At 36.3% G+C, this 20,828-nt stretch carries 19 protein-coding genes and 1 riboswitch; of the genes, 16 read left to right on the forward strand and 3 right to left on the reverse strand.

The window, feature by feature from the left end; genetic code table 11:
* Positions 1-117: 117 nt before the first annotated feature.
* Positions 118-759, reverse strand: a complete 642-nt coding sequence (locus tag KFD70_RS09235) for a trimeric intracellular cation channel family protein (RefSeq protein WP_174100878.1) — start codon at positions 757-759, stop codon at positions 118-120.
* A 302-nt stretch (positions 760-1,061) separates the two neighbouring features.
* Between KFD70_RS09235 and KFD70_RS09240 the strand changes: the two genes are divergently transcribed.
* The 7 genes from KFD70_RS09240 to KFD70_RS09270 all read left to right on the forward strand — a co-directional run bounded on the left by KFD70_RS09240 (position 1,062) and on the right by KFD70_RS09270 (position 9,198).
* The gene (locus KFD70_RS09240) at positions 1,062-2,468 is read left to right on the forward strand and encodes an O-antigen ligase family protein (protein WP_336451470.1); all 1,407 of its coding nucleotides are present in this window, start codon (positions 1,062-1,064) and stop codon (positions 2,466-2,468) included.
* Positions 2,469-2,553: 85 nt separating this feature from the next.
* Positions 2,554-3,657 carry a glycosyltransferase family 4 protein gene (locus tag KFD70_RS09245; protein WP_336451471.1) on the forward strand — a complete coding sequence of 368 codons (1,104 nt, stop codon included), beginning with the start codon at positions 2,554-2,556 and terminating at the stop codon, positions 3,655-3,657.
* A gap of 14 nt (positions 3,658-3,671) precedes the next feature.
* Positions 3,672-4,412: a WecB/TagA/CpsF family glycosyltransferase gene (locus KFD70_RS09250; RefSeq protein WP_336451472.1), complete on the forward strand. Its 741-nt coding sequence runs from the start codon at positions 3,672-3,674 to the stop codon at positions 4,410-4,412.
* A 318-nt stretch (positions 4,413-4,730) separates the two neighbouring features.
* Positions 4,731-5,930: an MFS transporter gene (locus tag KFD70_RS09255; protein WP_336451473.1), complete on the forward strand. Its 1,200-nt coding sequence runs from the start codon at positions 4,731-4,733 to the stop codon at positions 5,928-5,930.
* 157 nt (positions 5,931-6,087) lie between these two features.
* Positions 6,088-6,804 (forward strand): LytR/AlgR family response regulator transcription factor, encoded by a 717-nt coding sequence (locus KFD70_RS09260; RefSeq protein ID WP_336451474.1) that lies wholly within the window; start codon positions 6,088-6,090, stop codon positions 6,802-6,804.
* A gap of 122 nt (positions 6,805-6,926) precedes the next feature.
* Positions 6,927-9,002, forward strand: a complete 2,076-nt coding sequence (cstA, locus tag KFD70_RS09265) for a carbon starvation protein CstA (RefSeq protein WP_431613146.1) — start codon at positions 6,927-6,929, stop codon at positions 9,000-9,002.
* A complete protein-coding gene (locus tag KFD70_RS09270) occupies positions 8,995-9,198 on the forward strand; it encodes a YbdD/YjiX family protein (RefSeq protein ID WP_336451476.1) in 204 nt (67 codons plus the stop codon). Before cstA ends, KFD70_RS09270 begins: the two co-directional genes overlap by 8 nt.
* A gap of 142 nt (positions 9,199-9,340) precedes the next feature.
* On the opposite strand, the gene pdxK is transcribed toward KFD70_RS09270, so the two are convergent.
* Positions 9,341-10,165, reverse strand: a complete 825-nt coding sequence (gene pdxK / locus KFD70_RS09275; protein ID WP_336451477.1) for a pyridoxine/pyridoxal/pyridoxamine kinase — start codon at positions 10,163-10,165, stop codon at positions 9,341-9,343.
* A gap of 157 nt (positions 10,166-10,322) precedes the next feature.
* Between pdxK and KFD70_RS09280 the strand changes: the two genes are divergently transcribed.
* The 3 genes from KFD70_RS09280 (at position 10,323) to KFD70_RS09290 (ending at position 13,393) form a co-directional block, all read left to right on the forward strand.
* On the forward strand, positions 10,323-11,897 hold the full coding sequence (locus KFD70_RS09280; protein ID WP_336451478.1) for a GAF domain-containing sensor histidine kinase: 1,575 nt from the start codon (positions 10,323-10,325) through the stop codon (positions 11,895-11,897).
* Between the two features lie 25 nt (positions 11,898-11,922).
* On the forward strand, positions 11,923-12,570 hold the full coding sequence (locus KFD70_RS09285; protein ID WP_336451479.1) for a response regulator: 648 nt from the start codon (positions 11,923-11,925) through the stop codon (positions 12,568-12,570).
* 196 nt (positions 12,571-12,766) lie between these two features.
* Positions 12,767-13,393 (forward strand): FMN-dependent NADH-azoreductase, encoded by a 627-nt coding sequence (locus KFD70_RS09290; protein WP_431613147.1) that lies wholly within the window; start codon positions 12,767-12,769, stop codon positions 13,391-13,393.
* Positions 13,394-13,470: 77 nt separating this feature from the next.
* Here the strand turns inward: KFD70_RS09290 and yeiL are convergent, their stop codons facing one another.
* Positions 13,471-14,145 carry a transcriptional regulator YeiL gene (gene yeiL / locus KFD70_RS09295; protein WP_336451481.1) on the reverse strand — a complete coding sequence of 225 codons (675 nt, stop codon included), beginning with the start codon at positions 14,143-14,145 and terminating at the stop codon, positions 13,471-13,473.
* 119 nt (positions 14,146-14,264) lie between these two features.
* Between yeiL and KFD70_RS09300 the strand changes: the two genes are divergently transcribed.
* From KFD70_RS09300 to thrC, 6 genes are all read left to right on the forward strand, one after another.
* A complete protein-coding gene (locus KFD70_RS09300) occupies positions 14,265-14,951 on the forward strand; it encodes a YjjG family noncanonical pyrimidine nucleotidase (RefSeq protein WP_336451482.1) in 687 nt (228 codons plus the stop codon).
* Positions 14,952-15,184: 233 nt separating this feature from the next.
* Positions 15,185-15,814, forward strand: a complete 630-nt coding sequence (locus KFD70_RS09305; RefSeq protein WP_336451483.1) for a hypothetical protein — start codon at positions 15,185-15,187, stop codon at positions 15,812-15,814.
* A 127-nt stretch (positions 15,815-15,941) separates the two neighbouring features.
* A riboswitch (SAM riboswitch) is annotated at positions 15,942-16,047 on the forward strand.
* Between the two features lie 91 nt (positions 16,048-16,138).
* Entirely contained in the window at positions 16,139-17,437 is a 1,299-nt protein-coding gene (locus KFD70_RS09310) for a bifunctional O-acetylhomoserine aminocarboxypropyltransferase/cysteine synthase (protein WP_336451484.1), read from the forward strand.
* Positions 17,421-18,326 carry a homoserine O-acetyltransferase MetA gene (gene metA, locus KFD70_RS09315; protein ID WP_336451485.1) on the forward strand — a complete coding sequence of 302 codons (906 nt, stop codon included), beginning with the start codon at positions 17,421-17,423 and terminating at the stop codon, positions 18,324-18,326. The genes KFD70_RS09310 and metA overlap by 17 nt, the downstream gene beginning before the upstream one ends.
* Positions 18,327-18,470: 144 nt before the next feature.
* Positions 18,471-19,766 carry a homoserine dehydrogenase gene (locus KFD70_RS09320; RefSeq protein ID WP_336451486.1) on the forward strand — a complete coding sequence of 432 codons (1,296 nt, stop codon included), beginning with the start codon at positions 18,471-18,473 and terminating at the stop codon, positions 19,764-19,766.
* Positions 19,766-20,824, forward strand: coding sequence for a threonine synthase (gene thrC, locus KFD70_RS09325; RefSeq protein WP_336451487.1), 1,059 nt, complete (start codon positions 19,766-19,768; stop codon positions 20,822-20,824). The genes KFD70_RS09320 and thrC overlap by 1 nt, the downstream gene beginning before the upstream one ends.
* The last annotated feature ends 4 nt before the right edge of the window (positions 20,825-20,828 follow it).

The raw sequence follows: 20,828 nt of genomic DNA on the forward strand, positions 1-20,828 counted from the left end.
AGCCTCCCACCTCAAAATTCGGCAAAAGCAAAGAAGTTAGATGGGAGGTCAACTGCCCGTAAAAGCCCGATTGGTGAGGGCTAATAATCAGTGGGGAATGAAGAAAACCCCCACTGATTAAAGTTTCACTTTATTAGCATTTGCCTTTGCATGACTTTTAAAGAAGACTGGAAAATGCACATTATATATAACAGTGACTACACGTATGATGAATGTTACTAGTAAACAAATATAAAAGGCTAATACGTGTGCACCCATTTCATACGTAATTAGGAAACTAATTGCACCTAAAATAGAAGCAATTGCATAGATCTCTTTACGGAATACATAGGGAATATCTTGAGCACAAATATCACGCAAAATCCCTCCGCCAATACCTGTAATAACACCCATCGAAACAACTAAGAAGGAAGCATCGACGTGATGTGACATGGCAGCATTTGCGCCAATAGCAGTAAAAACGCCTAAACCGACAGCATCTGAAAGCATAATGACAACTTGAAGTTTATTAATACGTTCAAAAAACATACAAGTAAAGAGAGCTGCTAATACGCTAACAAAAAAGTAAATCGGTTGTACAAATGCAACGGGAGGTAGGTTACCAATCATAATATCACGAATAATTCCGCCACCAAGTGCAGTAGCTACAGCTAAACAAAGGACACCAAATAAATCTAAATCTTTCTTTAAACCAACTAATGTACCAGAAATGGCAGCGGCGATAATGCCGAGAAACGTAAATATTTCGATTAATAACATGGCTTTAATCCCTTCCTCTTAAAGATGTTCCAGAGCAAAATATACACTAAAGTTTTAGAAATAACAATTACTTTTCGTTACATGTAGAAAAAAAGAAAAAACGAGGAAAGAAAGCGTTTGAAAATACGGGATATGCAACATATAAGGAAGAGATTTATTATCTATTATCTATATAGATAGTAGTTGAAAATAGCAAGTGGTTAACTGAAAAATTATGTTATAATAAATATTTGAGACGAGTTAAAGGTTTATTGTAGATTGTATAAAGTGAGATAAGGTTATGATAGTTATGGGGGTTCGAGATGTTAGAAAATAATAGTTTAGGTAATAAATTTGGAAATCTTTTATTGATTTTCATTATGTTACAGCCAGTTTTAGACTTACTCACATCATTTTGCATCATGGTTTTGAAAATCGATACAACAATTGGAGTTATTACGCGTTTATTAGTAATGGCTCTTGGTGGAATCTATATTTTGCTTCAAGCAAAAGAAAAAGAAAATCGTAAATATATCATCTATTTAATAGTAGTAGGTGTTGTTTTTGCTATAGGTTTAGTAAATAATAAACTTGTCAAAAGCCCTATTATGTTAGGAGAAGAAGTTAAATTCATAGCAAAATCATTATACCCATTAATTATGCTTACTTGTTACATTTTTGTATTTAAATCATTAAGAGAAAAAACAAATGCGTATTCCAAAATGCGTAACTATATTGTGTATGCAACGTTAATTATAAATAGTATCATGGTTATTTCCATTGCGACAGGAACGGATTATAACAGCTACGAATGGGTGAAACTTGGTTCACGTGGTTGGTTCTATGCAGGAAATGAATTAGGCGCTATTTTAGCAGTTATATGTCCAATTGTTGTCCTATATTCAATTGAGAAAACAACAAGCATAGCGAAGAGTTATTTTTGGATTCCTTCTATTTTAATTATCTTCTCATTATTTGCTGTTGGTACAAAGGTTGGTTTTGGAGCAATTTTTGGTACAATGGTTGTTGCTGTTTTCATGTGCTATGTTCAAGCATTCCTGCAGCGTAAAGATAGAAAGAAGAAGCCATATTTATTGAATGGTATTCTAGCAACTGTCGTTTTTGCTGGAGTATTAGCGTATACACCATTTTCACCATTCTTAAAAAATATAGGACTTCACTTCCAAATTTTTGAGCAAAAACAAGAAGCGAAAAAGGCAGAAGAAAAGAAAGAAGAAAAGAAACAAAATAAACCTTCTGTTACAAAAGAGGAACAAGAAAAAGAAATAGCGAAAGAAAAAGAAGTAGAGAAAAAAGAAGAAACACAAGCAATTATTTTTAGTGGGCGTGAGCTATTCCAACAAATGTACAAAGACTACTATGCAAAAGCTCCAACATCTCAAAAATTATTAGGCATGGGGTATGCTGGGAATTTCAAAGAATATCCGAAGCTAATTGAACGAGATTTTCATGATTGGTTCTATTCATTTGGAATTGTCGGTTTCGCTCTACTTTTAATCCCATTCTTATACTTCGGTGTGAAAATTCTTCTCGTACTAGTAACTAGATTTAAGGATGTATTTACAGTCAAATACGGATTATTAGCAACTGCATTAGGTTTAGCGCTGGGTATCGCATTTATAGCGGGACATGTATTAACGGCGCCTGGAGTAAGTATTTATTTTGCTGTAATCTTTGCATATTTAATTGTTGATTTAGAAATTGAATGATAGAAAAATAAAAGCTAGCGTCACGTTAGCTTTTATTTTTTGTTATAGTAATTATAAGAGAACATAAAGATGGAGGAAGACAGAGATGAAAGTGTTGCATATGAATGCTGGAGCAGAAGAAGGTGGCGGGAAAACTCACATTATTTCACTTTTGTCGCAATTTCCAAAAGATGAAGTTGAATTACTTGTGTTTGAAGAAGGTGCAATTGCTAGAGAAGCAAGAGAGCTTGGAATTAAGGTGCACGTTTTTTCCCAATCATCTCGTTATGACATATCAATTCTTTCCAAAATACGTACGTTTATTAACGAAGAACACTTTGATATTGTACATACACATGGTGCGCGCGCGAACTTTTATCTTTCTCTTCTAAAAAGGAAGATACGTGCAAAATGGGTAACAACAGTTCATAGTGATCCAACTCTTGATTTTATGAAGCGCGGTTTAAAAGGTTGGATTTTTACAAAGTTAAATTTGCAATCTTATAAGAAAGTGGATTTATTTTTTGCCATTACGGAACGTTTTAAGAAAAATACAGTAGCACTAGGTGTGCCAGAAGATAAAATTTGTACCGTTTATAACGGGATTGAGTATGATAACCTTCCAACAAAGCCTTATAATATGAAAGATGAATTAGGTGTACAAGAAGGGACCTTTATTGCCATTCAAGTAGCCCGTCTTCATCCTGTAAAAGGACATAATATTTTATTTGATGCCTTGCAAAAACTAACAATTCCTAACATTAAGGTATTATTAGTTGGAGATGGCCCAATTGAAACAGAATTGAAAGAGACAGTAAGGCAGAAAGGCTTAGAAGATAAAGTGATGTTTTTAGGGTATCGTTCGGATGTTAAAGAATTATATGCATCCTCTCATATTAATTTATTAACTTCTTATAGTGAAAGCTTCCCACTTGTATTATTAGAAGCAGCAAATCAACGCTTAACCTCTATTGCAACAAATGTTGGTGATATGGAAGAGTTGATTGTTGATCATACATATGGATGGATTGTACCAATTGGTGATGTGCATGCATTAGCAAGTGCATTAGAGGAAAGCTATAAGAAATGGATGAATGGTGAATTAGCATCGATGGGTGAACGTTTGTATGAGCATGCTTCTTCTCATTTCTCATTACGAAATCTATATGAAGATACTCATAAAGCATATAAAAAACTTTTATTGAAATAGAGAGGATTATAATTATGGCAGTACAAACAGTTGATATTTTAGGTGTCCCTTTCTCTACGATGACAATGGAAGAGACAATTCAATATATCATGAAGCAGTTAGAATTAGAACAAACTCATACATTTCAAGTTGTAACAGCGAATCCGGAAATTGTAATGTGTGCGAAAAAAGATCCAAGTTTTCATCAAACACTTTTGAAAACTGATTTAATCACACCAGATGGTATTGGAGTTGTAAAAGCAAGCGGCATGCTAGGCACGCCATTAAAAGAGCGTGTAGCAGGTTTTGATTTAATGAGTGATTTATTTGGGGCGTTGTCGAAAGAGAATAAATCTGTATCTGTTTTTTTACTTGGAGCAAAACCGCATGTTGTGAAAGGTGCTGCTGATCATTTAACAAAAACATATTCAGCTGTATCTATTGTAGGAACACAAGATGGATATTTCAAGCAAGAAGAGGAAGAAGATATTATTTCTCGTATTCAAGAAGCAAAGCCAGATCTATTACTTGTAGCACTTGGGTTCCCAAGACAAGAAAACTTTATCCAAAATAATAAACATCGTTTGCAAGCAAAGGTAGCTGTTGGTGTAGGCGGTAGTTTGGACGTTTGGGCAGGAGAAGTAAAACGTGCACCAAAATGGATTCAAGCCATTCATTTAGAATGGTTTTACCGTCTATGTAGTAATCCGACGCGTTGGCGTCGTCAGCTTGTATTAGCTGAATTTCTAAAAGCAGTGATGCGTTCGAAAAAGTAGCGAAATATCGCTGCTTTTTTTATTTTTGAAAGTTGAATATGTGGCATTCTTAACCTTCATTTTATCCCGCTATTTTAGGGGAGTAAGACCCACGCCTCAAGATTCAGAGGAACACGAAGAAGATAAGTGGAGAATCATTGCTCGTAAAAGCCCAATTGTTGAGGGCAAACCATTAGTAAAACCCTACTAATGGAAGCTCCACTTTATGGGAAGATTAAAAAGGAACCTTTAAGTAAAAATAGGGATGAAATTATTTTACTTATACAATACACACATGTAAAATGATGTGTAAAGACACCTGTGTAAGGAGGACTTCTTGTGGGGAATGTAAAAGAAATTTCAAAGCGCAAGCTTCTTGGAATAGCGGGGCTAGGTTGGCTATTTGATGCAATGGATGTGGGTATGCTTTCATTTGTCATCGTTGCACTGCAAAAAGAATGGGGACTAAGTAGCCAAGAGATGGGCTGGATAGGAAGTATCAATTCTATCGGGATGGCTGTTGGTGCACTCGCATTTGGGATACTAGCGGATAAGATGGGAAGAAAATCGGTCTTTATTATAACGTTATTATTATTTTCTATCGGTAGCGGCTTAACGGCATTAACAACAACATTGACTATGTTTCTCATATTACGCTTTTTAATTGGTATGGGCCTTGGCGGGGAATTACCAGTTGCTTCCACGCTTGTATCTGAAAGTGTGGAAGCTCATGAACGTGGAAAAATTGTTGTATTACTAGAAAGTTTTTGGGCGGGTGGCTGGTTAATTGCAGCTTTAATTTCTTATTTTGTCATTCCAAACTACGGTTGGCAAATAGCGATGGTATTAAGTGCGATCCCCGCTTTTTATGCGTTATATTTACGATGGAATTTACCGGATTCACCAAGGTTTGAAAAGGTTGAGAAAAAACAATCTGTTCTTGCAAATATAAAAGCGGTTTGGTCTGGAGAATATAGAAAAGCAACGATTATGCTATGGGTTTTATGGTTCTGTGTGGTCTTTTCTTATTATGGCATGTTCCTTTGGTTGCCAAGTGTGATGGTGTTAAAAGGATTTAGTTTAATAAAGAGTTTCCAGTATGTGTTAATTATGACATTGGCACAGCTTCCAGGGTATTTTACTGCTGCATGGTTTATTGAACGCCTCGGTCGTAAATTTGTATTAGTTACGTATTTAATTGGCACAGCATGTAGTGCTTACGTCTTTGGAGTAGCTGAATCGCTCACGACATTGTTAGTAGCAGGAATGTTATTATCCTTCTTTAATCTAGGAGCATGGGGTGCACTATATGCATATACACCTGAGCAATATCCGACAGTGATTCGCGGTACTGGGGCTGGTATGGCTGCAGCATTTGGTCGTATTGGTGGTATTCTTGGTCCGTTGTTAGTAGGTTACCTTGTTGCTTCTCAAGCTTCTCTCTCTTTGATCTTTACAATCTTTTGCAGTTCCATTTTAATAGGGGTGCTTGCAGTGGTTGTACTTGGACAGGAAACGAAGCAAAGAGAATTAGTATAACAAAGGAAGGAGGTCCAAAAGACTTCCTTCCTTTGTTATTATTGAGAAGAAGAGTAGCTTATTCAATAGAAAATATGCATAGAAAAAGGGATTGTTTCGTACTAAAGCGAATGTATACAACAAGACATATGGACAAAACAATTAGGTGGTTGGGCAGATGAAAATTTTACTTATCATGGAAGAGACAGAAAATAGAAATCGATTAATTGAGATATTTACAGAAAATATTCGAAATATAGAGTGTTTTGAAGCAAGAACAGGGATGGAGTCTTTACAAGTAGCCAAAAAGCATATTCCTGATTTTATTTTTTTAGATACAAAATTAAAGGATGGCACAGGATTTGAATTCTCTAGCTTATTACAGCAATTAAGTAGCGATACAAAGTTTATTTTTATAGGTGAGAATATAGAAGAGGCGATAACAGCCTTTCGCTTCCAAGCGTTTTATTATTTATTACGACCTTTTCATGCGGAAGATTTACAATTTCTTTTGCATAGACTAGAACAAGAAAAAGGAAAGAGTATAAAAAATCATTTGCGCAAACTTCCGATTGAAAGTCATGAAGGAATTACGTATCTTTTCCCAGAGAATATAGTATATGTAAGTAAAAATAAGGAGAATAAAACTGTCTCAATATATACAACAAATAATCAGTATATTTCAACATACACACTCCAAGAATTAGAAAATAAATTAACAGCATATGATTTTTTGCGCGTTCATAAAAGTTATTTAATAAATGTTATGTATGTTCAAGAACTAAAGCCTTATTATAACGGAACTTATAATCTTTATTTAGAAAGGTATGATGAGCAGCCGATTCCTGTTAGTCGAAATTATGTAAAACGACTTCGAAATAAAATTGAATTATGACAAGTCATAGGTGAATTTCAACATGTTAACATAAGAATCCTTCATGATAAGGAGGATTCGACTAAAATATTCAGAAAATTTAGTACAATCTCCACTAAGAAGTAGTATAGGGGGGATTGTATGTGAAGGCATTTAAGTCAATTTTACTTTGGGGTGTAATCGCAGCAATAGGAGCAGCTGGATTTGGTGTCATTGCTTTATCACAAGGCGAAACGATTAATGCTGTATGGTTATTAGTCGCAGCGGTTTCTGTATATGCGGTTGCGTATCGTTTTTATAGTAGATTTATCGCACGAAAAGTATTTGAACTAGATAATAATCGACAAACACCTGCTGAGACGCTAAATGATGGGAAGGATTATGTTCCAACAAATAAATGGGTATTATTTGGACATCACTTTGCGGCAATTGCTGGAGCGGGCCCGCTAGTAGGTCCAATTTTAGCAGCGCAGATGGGATATTTACCAGGAACAATTTGGATTATTGTTGGAGTTGTAATTGCTGGAGCAGTACAAGATTTTGTTATTTTATTTGCTTCAATGAGACGTAATGGAAAATCATTAGGTGAAATGATTAAAGATGAGATTGGTCCTGTAACAGGATTGATTGCGATGATTGGTATTTTAGGTATTATGATTATTTTATTAGCGGTATTAGCTTTAGTAGTTGTGAAAGCGCTTGTTGGTAGCCCTTGGGGAATGTTTACAATCGCAGCGACAATTCCAATCGCTATTTTAATGGGTATTTATATGCGTTACATTCGTCCTGGACGAGTTGGGGAAGGATCCGTTATCGGTATTATTTTACTTCTTTTATCTCTTGTGGGAGGACAGTATGTAGCTGAGAATCCTACACTTGCAAGTATGTTTACTTTTAGTGGTGAAACAATTGCAATTATGCTTATTGTATACGGTTTCATTGCGTCTGCATTACCGGTGTGGATGCTCTTAGCTCCACGTGATTATTTAAGTACCTTTTTAAAAGTGGGTACGATTGTTGGGTTAGCAATCGGGATCCTCATTGTAGCGCCAGACTTACAAATGCCAGCTGTGTCCAAGTTTATTGACGGAACAGGACCAGTGTTTTCTGGAAATCTATTTCCATTTTTATTTATTACAATTGCATGCGGGGCTGTATCAGGGTTCCATGCTTTAGTTTCTTCTGGTACGACGCCGAAGATGATCGAAAGAGAAGGACATGCCCAGCCAATTGGTTACGGGGCAATGCTAATGGAATCGTTCGTTGCAGCGATGGCAATGATTGCGGCTTGTGTATTAACACCAGGAACGTACTTTGCAATTAACAGTCCAGCAGCTCTTATCGGGACCGATGTCTCACAAGCGGCTCAAGTAATTTCTTCTTGGGGATTCACGATTACACCAAATGAATTAAAAGAACTGGCTGTAAACGTTGGTGAACAAACGATATTATCTCGTACGGGAGGAGCACCAACATTAGCGATTGGAATGGCCTATATCTTTTCACAAGTAATTGGTGGCACTGCGATGATGGCGTTCTGGTATCACTTTGCTATTTTATTCGAAGCGCTATTTATTTTAACTACAATTGATGCTGGTACACGTGTAGGACGATTTATGATCCAAGATATTTTAGGACACGTATATAAACCGTTTGCGAAAACAGATTCTACACTGGCTAATGTGATTGCAACAACGTTATGTGTGTTGGGGTGGGGATACTTCTTATACCAAGGTGTAGTTGATCCACTCGGTGGTATAAATACATTATGGCCACTCTTTGGAATTGCTAACCAAATGCTAGCTGGAATCGCTTTATTACTTGGAACAACGATATTGTTCAAAATGGGGAAAAAGGCATATGTTTGGGTTACACTTATCCCAACGGTAGGCTTGTTGATTGTGACGATGACAGCTGGCTATCAAAAATTATTTCATGAGAATCCGAAAATTGGATTTTTATCGCATGCAAAAGTATTTCAAAATGCTTTAGATGACGGGAAAATACTAGCACCAGCCAAAAATGTGGCACAGATGAAGCAAATTATTTTCAATGATTATATCGATGCAGCACTTTGTGGGATTTTCATGGTAGTTGTTATCGCAGTTCTTATTTCTGCGATTCGTATATGGATTAAAGTGTTGCAAAATAAAGCAACACCATTAAAAGAAGCGCCATATATTTCAAGAGATGAAAGTGAGTCGAGAAACTATGCTTAAAAAATTGGGGAAGGTGTGGAAATCGCGAAAGCAATTTATTAGTTTGCTTGTTGGAGTACCAAGTTATGAAACGTATGTTATTCATATGAAACAGCACCACCCGGAAGAACCGATTCTATGTCAAAAACAGTTTTTTGCAGAGGCGCAAGAAGCTAGATTCAATGCGAAAGGTGGAAAAATATCAAGGTGTTGTTGAAGAGAAAGAGCGATTCGTCGCTCTTTTTTACTTTTTTTGTTGTTTCACGTGGAACAACAAAAAGGTAAAAAGTTTTGGGATTATAGAGATAAATTAGCATCATAAAAAACAAGCTATCCATGGATAGCTTGTTTTTTATTTCTTATACAAGTTCTTTTCCAGCAGCAAATTTACGATATGCACCGTGATGTGTTGGTCCGATGTATTCGTTTAATTTGAAAGAGTAACGAATTGCAGCTGTGATGAATTCTTTTGCGATTGCTACAGCCTCTTTTACAGATTTACCTTTTGCAAGTTCAGCTGTAATTGCTGCAGAGTATGTACAACCTGCGCCGTGTGTATTTGTTGTATCAATTTTCTCTGATTCTAGAAAATCGAATGTTTCTCCATCGTACAATACGTCAATTGCAGTTTCTGTACCTAATTTGCTACCACCTTTAATTAATACATATTTTGCACCTAAAGCATGAATTTTTTTAGCAGCTTCTTTCATGTCTTCAAGTGAATTAATTTTTACACCGCTTAATTGGTAGGCTTCAAATAAGTTTGGTGTAACAACTAATGCTTTTGGAACAAGTACATCGCGTAAGCAATCATTTGTTTCGGGATGCAACGCTTCATCTGCACCTTTACAAACCATAACTGGGTCTACGACTACATTTTGTAGATTATGCTTTTCAATTGTTTCAGCAACCATTTCAATGATTTCAACAGATCCAAGCATACCTGTTTTTAAAGCATCAACACCAACACCTTCAATTGTTGTTTCTAATTGTGGTTTGAGTGTAGAAGCAGGAATAGGGAATACGTTATGTGCCCAGCCGTTATGCGGATCCATCGTTACGATTGTTGTAAGAGATGTCATGCCGTATACACCAAGTTCTTGGAACGTTTTTAAATCTGCTTGTATACCAGCACCACCGCTTGTGTCAGAACCAGCGATTGTAAGTGCCTTGTTTAATGTCATTGTGAAAGCCCCCTCAGGTGATATAATGAAAACTACATTTTTAACCATTATATCAATGTTGTGAATAAGTAAAAAGTGAAAAAGTAGTTAGCTTGGTTGAAAAGATATTGAATTTGGTACAATGAGAAAAGAAAATATTGTATGTAGGAGACAATTTATGTTTCAAGAAAACCGTATAAGTGAATTAGCTATATTAAAAGAGATTGCAGAAACATTAAATACATCTAATGATACATATCATGTGTTGCAAGCAGTATTAGAGAAGTTATTGCATGTAACAGGATTAACAACAGGATGGATTTTTCTTGCTGATGAAAATGGTAGGTATACAAAGTTAATTGATTATCATTTACCAGCAGCGCTTTCTTTTCAAAATAAAAGGCCAATGTGTGAAGGAGAATGTTGGTGTTTACGCCGTTTTGTAGAGGGGAAATTAGAGCGAGCTGTTAATATTATTGAATGTAAACGAATTAACAACGCGGTTGAAAATAATTGGGGTGACACTGAGGGGATCCTTCATCATGCAACTGTCCCATTAAAAGCTGGTGGAGAAGATTTTGGGGTTTTAAATGTTGCAGGTCCAGGGAAAATACATTTTTCTGAAGAAGAACTTATGCTGTTGCAATCGGTTGCTTTGCAAATTGGGACAGCTTTAAAAAGAACGAAACTATATGAAAATGAAAAGAAACGAGCTCATTATTATGTGAAACTAGAGCGATTTATTCAGGAACTAAGAAAAATTCATAAATTAAGTACATTGCCAGAAGAAGTTGTGAAACAAGTGGGAGATGTATTTCTATGGGAGCCAGTTTCATTTTTTATAAAAGAGGAAAAGCTCTCTATGCGAGCTTGCTATAAGAAGCATACAGTACAAGTGGATTTTGGCTTAGAGAGGGCAGCGAAGGAAGCGATAGAAAAAAATCGACCTATTTTAATGAAAAGACAAGTGGGAAATAGCGTTCATCCTAATGGTTCTATTATTGCAGCTCCAATACATATTCGAAATCATGTGTTCGGCGTTTTATGTGTGAGTTCAAACAAGGGTGAGTTTGATACAAATGCCGTAGATGTTCTTCAAGCGTTAACGAATCATATTTCATTAATGATTGAGAATTTACGATTAAACCAGCAGCGCCGTGAGCTTGTCCGAATGGAAGAACGAAACCGCTTGGCAAGGGATTTGCATGATTCAGTTTCACAAAAGCTATTTTCATTAACCTTCATGACGAAGGGCGCAGAAGCTGTTTTGAAGGGACAAAATGAAAGAGTAGATCAATCTCTTTATGAGATGAGAGAGTTAGCGCAAGGTGCCTTAAAAGAAATGCGGACACTTATTTGGCAACTTCGCCCAGAAGGATTAGAAAAAGGATTACTGCCCGCTTTAAAGCAATATGGTGAAAATTTAGGTTTGAAAATACGTGAACAGGTTACAGGTGTGCGCGATTTACCACGTGTAGTGGAAGAAACGCTATGGCGAATTGGGCAAGAAGCGTTAAATAATGTGAGTAAACATGCGGGAGTAACAGAGGCCACAATTTATTTGAGAGTGACGGAGAAAGAAGTGTCTTTAGAGATAGTTGATTACGGGCTTGGTTTTATAGAAAAAGACATAAAAGAGAAAAAATCGCTCGGTATGACAACAATGCGTGAGCGCGCAGGGTTAATTGGCGGATGTATTACAATTGTAAGTGAGAAAAATCGAACGAGTATAAAAGTTATCGTACCATTATAATGCTATGTGAAAATGAGGGAAATTCGTGAAGATAAAAGTATTATTAGTTGATGATCATACAGTTGTTTTAAAAGGATTAGCATTTTTTTTAAGCACGCAAGAAGATTTGGAGCTAGTTGGAGAAGCAAATAACGGAAAAGAGGCACTAATGAAAGTAGGAGAGGTGCAGCCAGATGTTGTACTAATGGATTTATATATGCCAGAGATGGATGGGATTGAAGCAACTGCGTGTATAAAAAAAGAGTATCCAAATGTAAAAGTGCTCGTATTAACTAGTTTTTCGGATCAAGCACATGTGTTACCAGCCTTAAAGGCTGGAGCAAGTGGATACATTTTAAAAGATGTCGAGCCGGATCAACTTGTGGAAGCCATCCGTAGTGCATACAAAGGAAATATTCAACTTCATCCTGATATAGCCAGTAGCCTTCTTTCTCAAACGTTGCCGCAAGAAGAGAAACAGGAGTTATCAAATATTCATGTAGATGTACTAACGGCAAGGGAGAATGAAGTATTACAGCTCTTGGCAAAAGGAATGAGTAATAAGGAAATTGCATCTGTTTTAGTTATTACCGAAAAAACAGTAAAAGCCCATGTAAGTAGTATTCTAAGTAAATTAAGTCTATCGGATCGTACACAAGCAGCTTTATATGCAGTGAAAAATGGGATCGTATAAGACAAAAGTCGTAGGACCTAGTTCGCCTTTAGGAGGCGGACTTTTTTTTTGAAAAGATACGTCCATGTGAGGAAGAAATGAAAGAAGAGAGAGGATAAAATGGTATTTGTAAGCAACAACAATTACAAGGGGTTGTCCCTTTTTAGCGAGTAAATAATAAACAACGTAAGAGTAAGTATTAGGAGGAAAATAAAACATGACAACAGTTTTATTCGTAAAGGCTAACAACCGCCCAGCGGACCAAGCGGTTAGCGTGAAATTATATGAAACATTTTTAGCAAGCTACAAAGAATCACATCCAAATGATACAGTGGTAGAACTTGATTTATATAATGAAGAGTTGCCATATGTAGGCGTAGATATGATTAATGGTACATTTAAAGCTGGTAAAGGGTTTGACTTAACAGCAGAAGAAGCAAAAGCAGTAGCTGTTGCGGATAAATATTTAGATCAATTCCTTGCAGCTGACAAAGTGGTATTTGGTTTCCCATTATGGAACTTAACAATTCCAGCTGTACTACACACATATATTGATTACCTAAATCGTGCTGGAAAAACATTTAAATATACACCAGAAGGTCCGGTAGGTCTTATCGGTGATAAGAAAATTACACTATTAAATGCACGCGGTGGTGTATATTCTGAAGGACCAGCAGCTGGCGTAGAAATGGCTGTTAAATATGTAGCAAGCATGATGGGCTTCTTCGGTGCAACAAATATGGAAACAGTGATCATTGAAGGTCATAATCAATTCCCAGATAAAGCAGAAGCAATTATTGCAGAAGGCCTTGAAAAAGCTGCTAAAGTAGCAAGTACATTTTAATTAAAAATATAATCGTCACTCAAACATGACAAGTACCCTTGCAGTATCAACGTTTTTAAGACGTTGGTGCTGCTTTTTTATTTTCGTTTGAGCTCATCTGCTAACTGTTTTAATTGCTCTCTACCCTGTATCAAATACATTCTTCCTTCTTTTTTTAACCAATTTTGCTGACAAAACTGCTTTAATACATATAAGAGATGACGATAACTAACGTTTAAGTATTCAGAGGCCTCTGTATGCTTTTCGAGATAACAATTGTTTTGCTCAGTTAACAGAATAAAAGCTGCTAATCGATTTTCTAAAGGGTAGTTATAGCTTCTTGCATATTGTTCAGTTCGAGTAAGTGTTTTTTCTCCAATAAATTTGCATAGCTGTTGTAAGAAGTATGCGTCTTGTAATAAGAGATGATGACAATCTTTTAGAGGAAGAGCTAGACAGATACATGATTCCATAGCTTCGATACCTTTTGTTATAGATTCGACTCCAATTAATCCTAATTCTCCAATAATTGACGGTGCTTTTACAAAGTCAATTAAGGAAATTCTCCCATTTTGATGGCTCATATATATTTTTGCTTTTCCAGAGATTAAGTAATAGAGATAAGGAAAGTCTTCTCCTTCGTTACAAATGGTTTCTTTCTTTTGAAACGAATGAATTTCTATATATGGAAAAATATCAAATGAGAAGAACGTTTGAAAATTGAAGCGTTGTACATAACTATAAATTTCATCTGAATTTTTTTCGATTTTCATTTTTTCACCTCTCATTTAGTATGAGATATCTCCTATTCTTTTTACAAGTGGGAGTGATACGATTTATTTGAGAATAAAAGAAAAAATGTGTTTTTATAGTGGAAAGGGAGAGAAACAACATGAAGAAATATCAAACATTACTATTTGATGTAGACGATACCTTATTAGATTTTAAAGCAGCTGAAAGAACGGCGTTACATTTACTTTTTGAGGAACAAAAAATCCCTTTAACTGATGAAATTACAGCACATTATAAAAGAATAAACCAAGGTCTGTGGAAATCCTTTGAGGAAGGAAAAATGGACCGAGATGAGGTAGTAAATACTCGATTTTCAATTTTATTTAAGGAGTACGGTCAGGAAGTTGATGGACCTTTGTTTGAACAGAATTATCGTAGTTATTTAGAAGAAGGGAATCAGCTTATTCAAGGAGCCTTTGAACTAATACAAGATCTCCAAAGCGAATATGATTTATATATTGTTACAAACGGTGTTTCCAAAACGCAAGATAAACGCCTGCGTAATTCGGGATTACATTCATTCTTTAAGGATATTTTTGTTTCAGAAGACACTGGTCATCAAAAGCCAATGAAGGAATACTTCGATTATGTTTTTGCACGAATTTCTAATTTCTCTGTGGAGAAAGGATTAATTATCGGTGATTCATTAAGTGCAGATATTAAAGGTGGGCAGTTAGCAGGATTAGACACATGTTGGTTTAATCCTGCTAAGAAGCCGAATCATATTGGAATTATTCCGACTTATGAAATACAAAGTCTTAATGAGCTTTATCAAATTTTACAATAATTACGATCTTCTTAGATTAAAACATGGTGTTATCCCTTTAAAGATTCTAAGGAAATTGGGAGAGTGTCTTGTGCAATAAGCCAAAGGAATAGAGGGAAATGAATTGGTTAAGGTATAGCTGTTATTGTAGAATAGTGAAAACTCGCGTTATGTACGTGAGTTTTTTTTCATATGAATGAATATAAGACTTATTGTGATTTTATAGTAAAATTTACCATGAGGGAGGGAGAGGTTTGGGTGTTTTTATTTATACTGCTTTAGCAGCATGTACCTGTATATTAATTATTTCGTTAATTTTGCAAAGGCAATTTCCGTATAAAAAATATGATGTTGTTTTGTCTACTATAATGATTGGAACGGGTATAGCCCTTATGCTTTATGGTGTTTATGGCGTTGAGATTTCGATTGGTAGAAATTTATGGTATATAGGGGTGTTCACAGTAATCGGGGCTGTAATGGGTACCTTTATAAATTTAGCTATAAAAATTGGAAGAAAACAAGATAGGTATAAATTCCATGTTGTTGGTCACATGATAGGCTTTTTAGCATGTGCCGTACAAGTCATAACTTATTTTTATCGAGAATATCGGTGGACTTCCTTTCATGTAGAACAGTTTTCTATTTTTATTATGGTTATGGTATCTATACTATTTGTTTGTATCGCAGTGTTTCTTCATCGAATTTTTTTTATGTGCGCTGCAATTTTTCCAAGTTTATATGCAATGATATACTTATCTATTCCTTTGATGATTGTTAGTAATAGCTTGCTTATAATAGCCGCTTTACTCATGACGATAGAGTATGAAAAGAAAAAACGTATAAGTAAACGTGTAGAATATTTTAGGGGGAAAGGTCAATTATAATAATAATTTTAATATAACTTTAATTTTCTGAATAAACAATAAAACAGTTAATAAAATCTTTTGTAAACATTCAGAAAAATAATTGACATTAGGAAATGATTGCTATAAAATCAACGGTAATTGCATAGTCTTATCAAGAAAAGGTGGAGGGACAGGCCCTATGAAACCTTGGCAACAGCCGTATCACGGAATTGTGCCAAATCCTGCAGGTAATAAACCCTGAGAGATAAGAAAGAGACTTTAGAGCGTGTTTTCAAACTGCTTCTTTCTTGTTAGGGAAAGAAGCAGTTTTTTTATTTTCTATAAAAGAAAGGAGAAAGAGAAATGGGAGAATCATGGGGAAAAGGAACCATTTGTGTACAGGGTGGTTATACACCAAAAAATGGTGAACCACGTGTTTTACCACTCTATCAAAGTACGACGTACAAATACGATACGTCTGATGATTTAGCGGCACTCTTTAATTTAGAGGCAGAAGGCTATATTTATACGCGTATTGGGAATCCGACACTAGCAGCATTTGAACAAAAGTTATCCGATTTAGAAGGCGGCGTTGGAGCTGTTGCGACAGCCTCTGGTCAAGCGGCCATTATGCTTGCTGTTCTAAATATTTGTAGTAGTGGTGATCATTTACTTTGTTCTTCAACCGTTTATGGGGGAACATTTAACTTATTTGGGATAAGTCTACGTAAATTAGGAATTGATGTTACATTCTTTAATCCAAATTTAGCTGCTGATGAGATTGTGGCACTTGCAAATGACAAAACAAAGCTAATTTATGCAGAATCGCTTGGAAATCCAGCGATGAATGTTTTAAATTTTAAAGAGTTTTCAGCAGCGGCAAAAGAACTAGAAGTACCTTTTATCGTGGACAATACTTTGGCGACACCATATTTGTGCCAAGCGTTTGAACATGGGGCAAATATCATTGTTCATTCTACAACAAAATATATTGATGGCCATGCAAGTTCATTAGGTGGGATTGTTATTGATGGTGGAAATTTTGATTGGACAAATGGAAAATATCCAGAGCTTGTCGAACCAGATCCAAGTTATCACGGTGTAAGTTATGTGCAGAACTTTGGGCAGGCAGCATATATTGTGAAAGCTCGTGTTCAACTATTAAGAGACTATGGAAACTGTATGAGCCCATTCAATGCGTATATTAGCAATATTGGTTTAGAAACATTGCATTTACGAATGGAGCGTCATAGTGAAAATGCTCTTGCAGTTGCGAAGTGGCTTGCTAATCATGATCGTATTGAATGGGTGAATTATCCGGGATTAGAAAGTAACGAAAATTATCTACTAGCACAAAAGTATTTAGCAAAAGGTGCAAGTGGTGTTTTAACATTTGGAATTAAAGGAGGATTAGAATCTGCGAAAGAATTTATTGCAAATGTGAAGTTAGCAACACTTGTAACACATGTAGCAGATGCGAGAACATGTGTGATTCATCCTTCTAGTACAACGCATAGACAGTTAAATGAAGAAGAACAGCGTTTAGCAGGTGTTACATCTGATTTAATTCGCCTATCAGTCGGTATAGAAGATGTTTCTGATATTATTGCGGACCTAGAGGAAGCATTAGTTGGAGGCAAAGCACATGCCGATCATTGTTGATAAGGATTTACCAGCTCGTAAAGTATTGCAAAAAGAGAATATTTTTGTCATGACAAAAGAACGAGCTGAAACACAAGATATACGTGCTTTAAAAATTGCAATTTTGAACTTAATGCCAACAAAACAAGAAACAGAAGCGCAATTGCTCAGATTACTCGGTAATACACCACTCCAATTATACGTGCATTTGCTCCATATGGAGTCTCATGTATCCCGTAATGTAGCGCAAGATCATTTAACAAGTTTTTATAAAACGTTTCGCGATATCGAGGGAGAAAAATTTGATGGTCTCATTATTACAGGAGCGCCGGTTGAAACACTTCCTTTTGAAGAGGTAGATTATTGGGAAGAACTTGGGCGTATTATGGAATATTCAAAAACAAATGTAACATCTACTCTGCATATTTGTTGGGGGGCGCAAGCGGGTTTGCATTATCACTATGGAATTCCAAAATATCCGCTTAAAGAAAAGATGTTTGGTGTATTTGAACATGAAGTGCATGAACAGCATGTGAAATTATTGCAAGGGTTTGATGAACTCTTCTTTGCACCTCATTCTCGCCATACAGAAGTACGTAGAGCTGATATTGAAAAGGTACCAGAACTAACGTTACTAGCAACATCAGAAGAAGCGGGTGTTCACCTTATTATGGGGCAAGAGGGAAGGCAGGTTTTTGTTCTTGGTCATAGTGAATATAGCTGTAATACGTTAAAAGAGGAATATGAACGCGATAAACAAAAAGGGCTAGAGATTAAGGTTCCAAAAAACTATTTTAAACATAATAACCCAGCTGAAAAGCCACTCATAAGATGGCGAAGTCATGGAAATTTATTATTTTCAAATTGGTTAAATTATTATGTATATCAAGAAACCCCTTATATTTTGTAAGATGATCATCATATAACACGTGGCAACGCTTTCTTTGTAAGGATTATCTTATATTTTTCTAAATGTTCAAAATACATTGTTTTTCAGAATTTTACCTTATATAATGGCATCTAAATACAATTCTTTAGAGGGGTGGACAGTATCATGAATGAAATTCAAGTGGGCTTATTAGGCCTTGGAACAGTTGGCAGCGGTGTGGTTCGTATTATTACGGATCATCAAGATCGATTAATGCACCAAGTTGGTTGCCCAGTGAAAGTAACAAAAGTATTAGTGCAAAATATTGAGAAAGAGAGAGAGGTCCAAGTCCCCTCTACTTTATTAACGAAAAATGCAAATGAAATTATAGATAATCCTGATATCGATGTTGTCATTGAAGTGATGGGAGGTATACAGGAAGCAAAATCTTATATTTTACAAGCCTTGAACAATGGTAAACATGTTGTTACTGCTAATAAAGATTTAATGGCATTGCATGGGGCGGAATTACTGACAGTAGCAAAGGAAAATCAAGCTGATTTATTCTACGAAGCGAGCGTAGCTGGAGGGATTCCAATTCTACGCAGCATTGTAGAAGGGCTTTCCTCGGATCTTATTACGAAAGTGATGGGAATCGTGAACGGAACAACGAACTTTATTCTGACAAAAATGTCTGACGAAGGGAGAGCATACGACGACGTGTTAAAAGAAGCGCAGCAGCTTGGATTTGCAGAAGCAGATCCAACATCAGATGTTGAAGGTTTAGATGCAGCAAGAAAAATGACGATTTTGGCTACTCTTGGTTTTTCTACAAATGTAGAACTTGGAGATGTGAAGGTGAAAGGGATTACTTCCATTACAGAGGAAGATATTGCATATAGTAAAAGCTTAGGATACACAATTAAATTAATTGGGCTCGCAAAGCGCGATGGTGAAAAGTTAGAGGTAACAGTTGAACCAACGTTGCTTCCGAATACACACCCTCTTGCAGCTGTTCAAAATGAATATAACGCCGTATATGTGTATGGTGAAGCGGTAGGAGAAACGATGTTTTATGGACCTGGTGCAGGAAGCTTACCAACAGCGACAGCGGTTGTTTCTGATTTAGTTGCGGTAATGCAAAATGTACGCCTTGGTGTAACTGGGAATAGTGCAGTTTCTCCTCAGTATGAGAAGGTATTAAAAGAGCCGGATGAAATTTTTGTGAAAAAGTTTTTACGATTACATGTAAAAGATGAAATTGGTGTGTTTGCAAAAATCACGTCTTTATTCTCTGAACGTGGTGTTAGCTTTGAGAAGATTATCCAAATGCCGCTACAGGAGAAAGGAAAGGCTGAGATTGTTATCGTAACCCATCGTGCATCACTTGCAGACTATGAATATATTTTACATACACTTAGGGAATACGAGGAAGTAGATTGTGTGAAAGCAAACTATCGAATCGAAGGAGATGCTAAGTAATGTGGAAAGGTTTGCTTGCTGAGTATAAGGAGTTTTTACCTATTACGGAAAAGACACCTTCCTTAACATTGCATGAAGGCAATACACCACTTGTTTTATTAGAAAACCTTTCGAAGCGGTGGGGTTCAACAATTTATGGGAAAATCGAAGGAGCAAATCCGAGCGGATCCTTTAAGGATCGCGGTATGGTAATGGCGGTAGCAAAGGCAAAAGAGGCGGGGAGCGGAGCCATTATCTGTGCTTCTACGGGGAATACATCTGCATCTGCAGCAGCTTATGCGGCTAGGGCAGGATTGTCATGTATCGTTATTATTCCAAATGGGAAGATTGCATACGGTAAATTAGCGCAAGCTGTCATGTATGGTGCCGAGATTATCAGTATTGATGGGAATTTCGACCATGCTTTGCAAATTGTACGTAAGCTAAGTAAGTCATCGCCGATTACACTTGTAAACTCTGTTAATCCATACCGAATTGAAGGGCAAAAAACAGCTGCGTTTGAGATTTGTGATGCGCTTGGAAAAGCACCGGATATTCTAGCAATTCCAGTTGGTAATGCTGGAAATATTACAGCATATTGGAAAGGTTTCAAAGAGTATCATGAAAGACTTGGCACGGGATTGCCAAAGATGCACGGTTTTGAAGCGGAAGGAGCAGCGGCAATTGTGCGTGGACATAAGATTGAAGAGCCAGAAACAATTGCAACAGCGATTCGAATTGGGAATCCAGCAAGTTGGGAACAAGCCGCCCTCGCTGCAGAATACTCTCAAGGTAAAATTGATGAAGTGACAGATCGTGAAATTCTTGAGGCATATGAATGGTTAGCCAAGTACGAAGGAATCTTTGCAGAACCTGCTTCATGCGCTTCTCTTGCAGGTGTTTATAAACAACTGCAAAGCGGCGAAATTGCAAAAGGAAGCCAAATTGTAGCGGTATTAACAGGTAACGGCTTGAAAGACCCAAATATCGCTATTGATACGAAGAAAATTCAGCCAGTTGTGTTACCAAATGATGAGAAGGCTGTCTTTGATTATATTCAGGGAGCTGTTTTTCAGTAAAATA

Origin of the sequence: Bacillus pfraonensis (genome assembly GCF_050768835.1) — a bacterium.
Taxonomy (GTDB): Bacteria; Bacillota; Bacilli; order Bacillales; family Bacillaceae_G; genus Bacillus_A; species Bacillus_A pfraonensis.

What these genes read in the sequence shown, in the direction of transcription:
- KFD70_RS09235 (WP_174100878.1), bottom strand. Translation starts at nt 759, where the DNA reads ATGTTATTAATCGAAATATTTACGTTTCTCGGCATTATCGCCGCTGCC.
- KFD70_RS09240 (WP_336451470.1), top strand. Translation starts at nt 1,062, where the DNA reads ATGTTAGAAAATAATAGTTTAGGTAATAAATTTGGAAATCTTTTATTG.
- KFD70_RS09245 (WP_336451471.1), top strand. Translation starts at nt 2,554, where the DNA reads ATGAAAGTGTTGCATATGAATGCTGGAGCAGAAGAAGGTGGCGGGAAA.
- KFD70_RS09250 (WP_336451472.1), top strand. Translation starts at nt 3,672, where the DNA reads ATGGCAGTACAAACAGTTGATATTTTAGGTGTCCCTTTCTCTACGATG.
- KFD70_RS09260 (WP_336451474.1), top strand. Translation starts at nt 6,088, where the DNA reads ATGAAAATTTTACTTATCATGGAAGAGACAGAAAATAGAAATCGATTA.
- KFD70_RS09270 (WP_336451476.1), top strand. Translation starts at nt 8,995, where the DNA reads ATGCTTAAAAAATTGGGGAAGGTGTGGAAATCGCGAAAGCAATTTATT.
- pdxK (WP_336451477.1), bottom strand. Translation starts at nt 10,165, where the DNA reads ATGACATTAAACAAGGCACTTACAATCGCTGGTTCTGACACAAGCGGT.
- KFD70_RS09280 (WP_336451478.1), top strand. Translation starts at nt 10,323, where the DNA reads ATGTTTCAAGAAAACCGTATAAGTGAATTAGCTATATTAAAAGAGATT.
- KFD70_RS09290 (WP_431613147.1), top strand. Translation starts at nt 12,767, where the DNA reads ATGACAACAGTTTTATTCGTAAAGGCTAACAACCGCCCAGCGGACCAA.
- yeiL (WP_336451481.1), bottom strand. Translation starts at nt 14,145, where the DNA reads ATGAAAATCGAAAAAAATTCAGATGAAATTTATAGTTATGTACAACGC.
- KFD70_RS09300 (WP_336451482.1), top strand. Translation starts at nt 14,265, where the DNA reads ATGAAGAAATATCAAACATTACTATTTGATGTAGACGATACCTTATTA.
- KFD70_RS09310 (WP_336451484.1), top strand. Translation starts at nt 16,139, where the DNA reads ATGGGAGAATCATGGGGAAAAGGAACCATTTGTGTACAGGGTGGTTAT.
- metA (WP_336451485.1), top strand. Translation starts at nt 17,421, where the DNA reads ATGCCGATCATTGTTGATAAGGATTTACCAGCTCGTAAAGTATTGCAA.
- KFD70_RS09320 (WP_336451486.1), top strand. Translation starts at nt 18,471, where the DNA reads ATGAATGAAATTCAAGTGGGCTTATTAGGCCTTGGAACAGTTGGCAGC.
- thrC (WP_336451487.1), top strand. Translation starts at nt 19,766, where the DNA reads ATGTGGAAAGGTTTGCTTGCTGAGTATAAGGAGTTTTTACCTATTACG.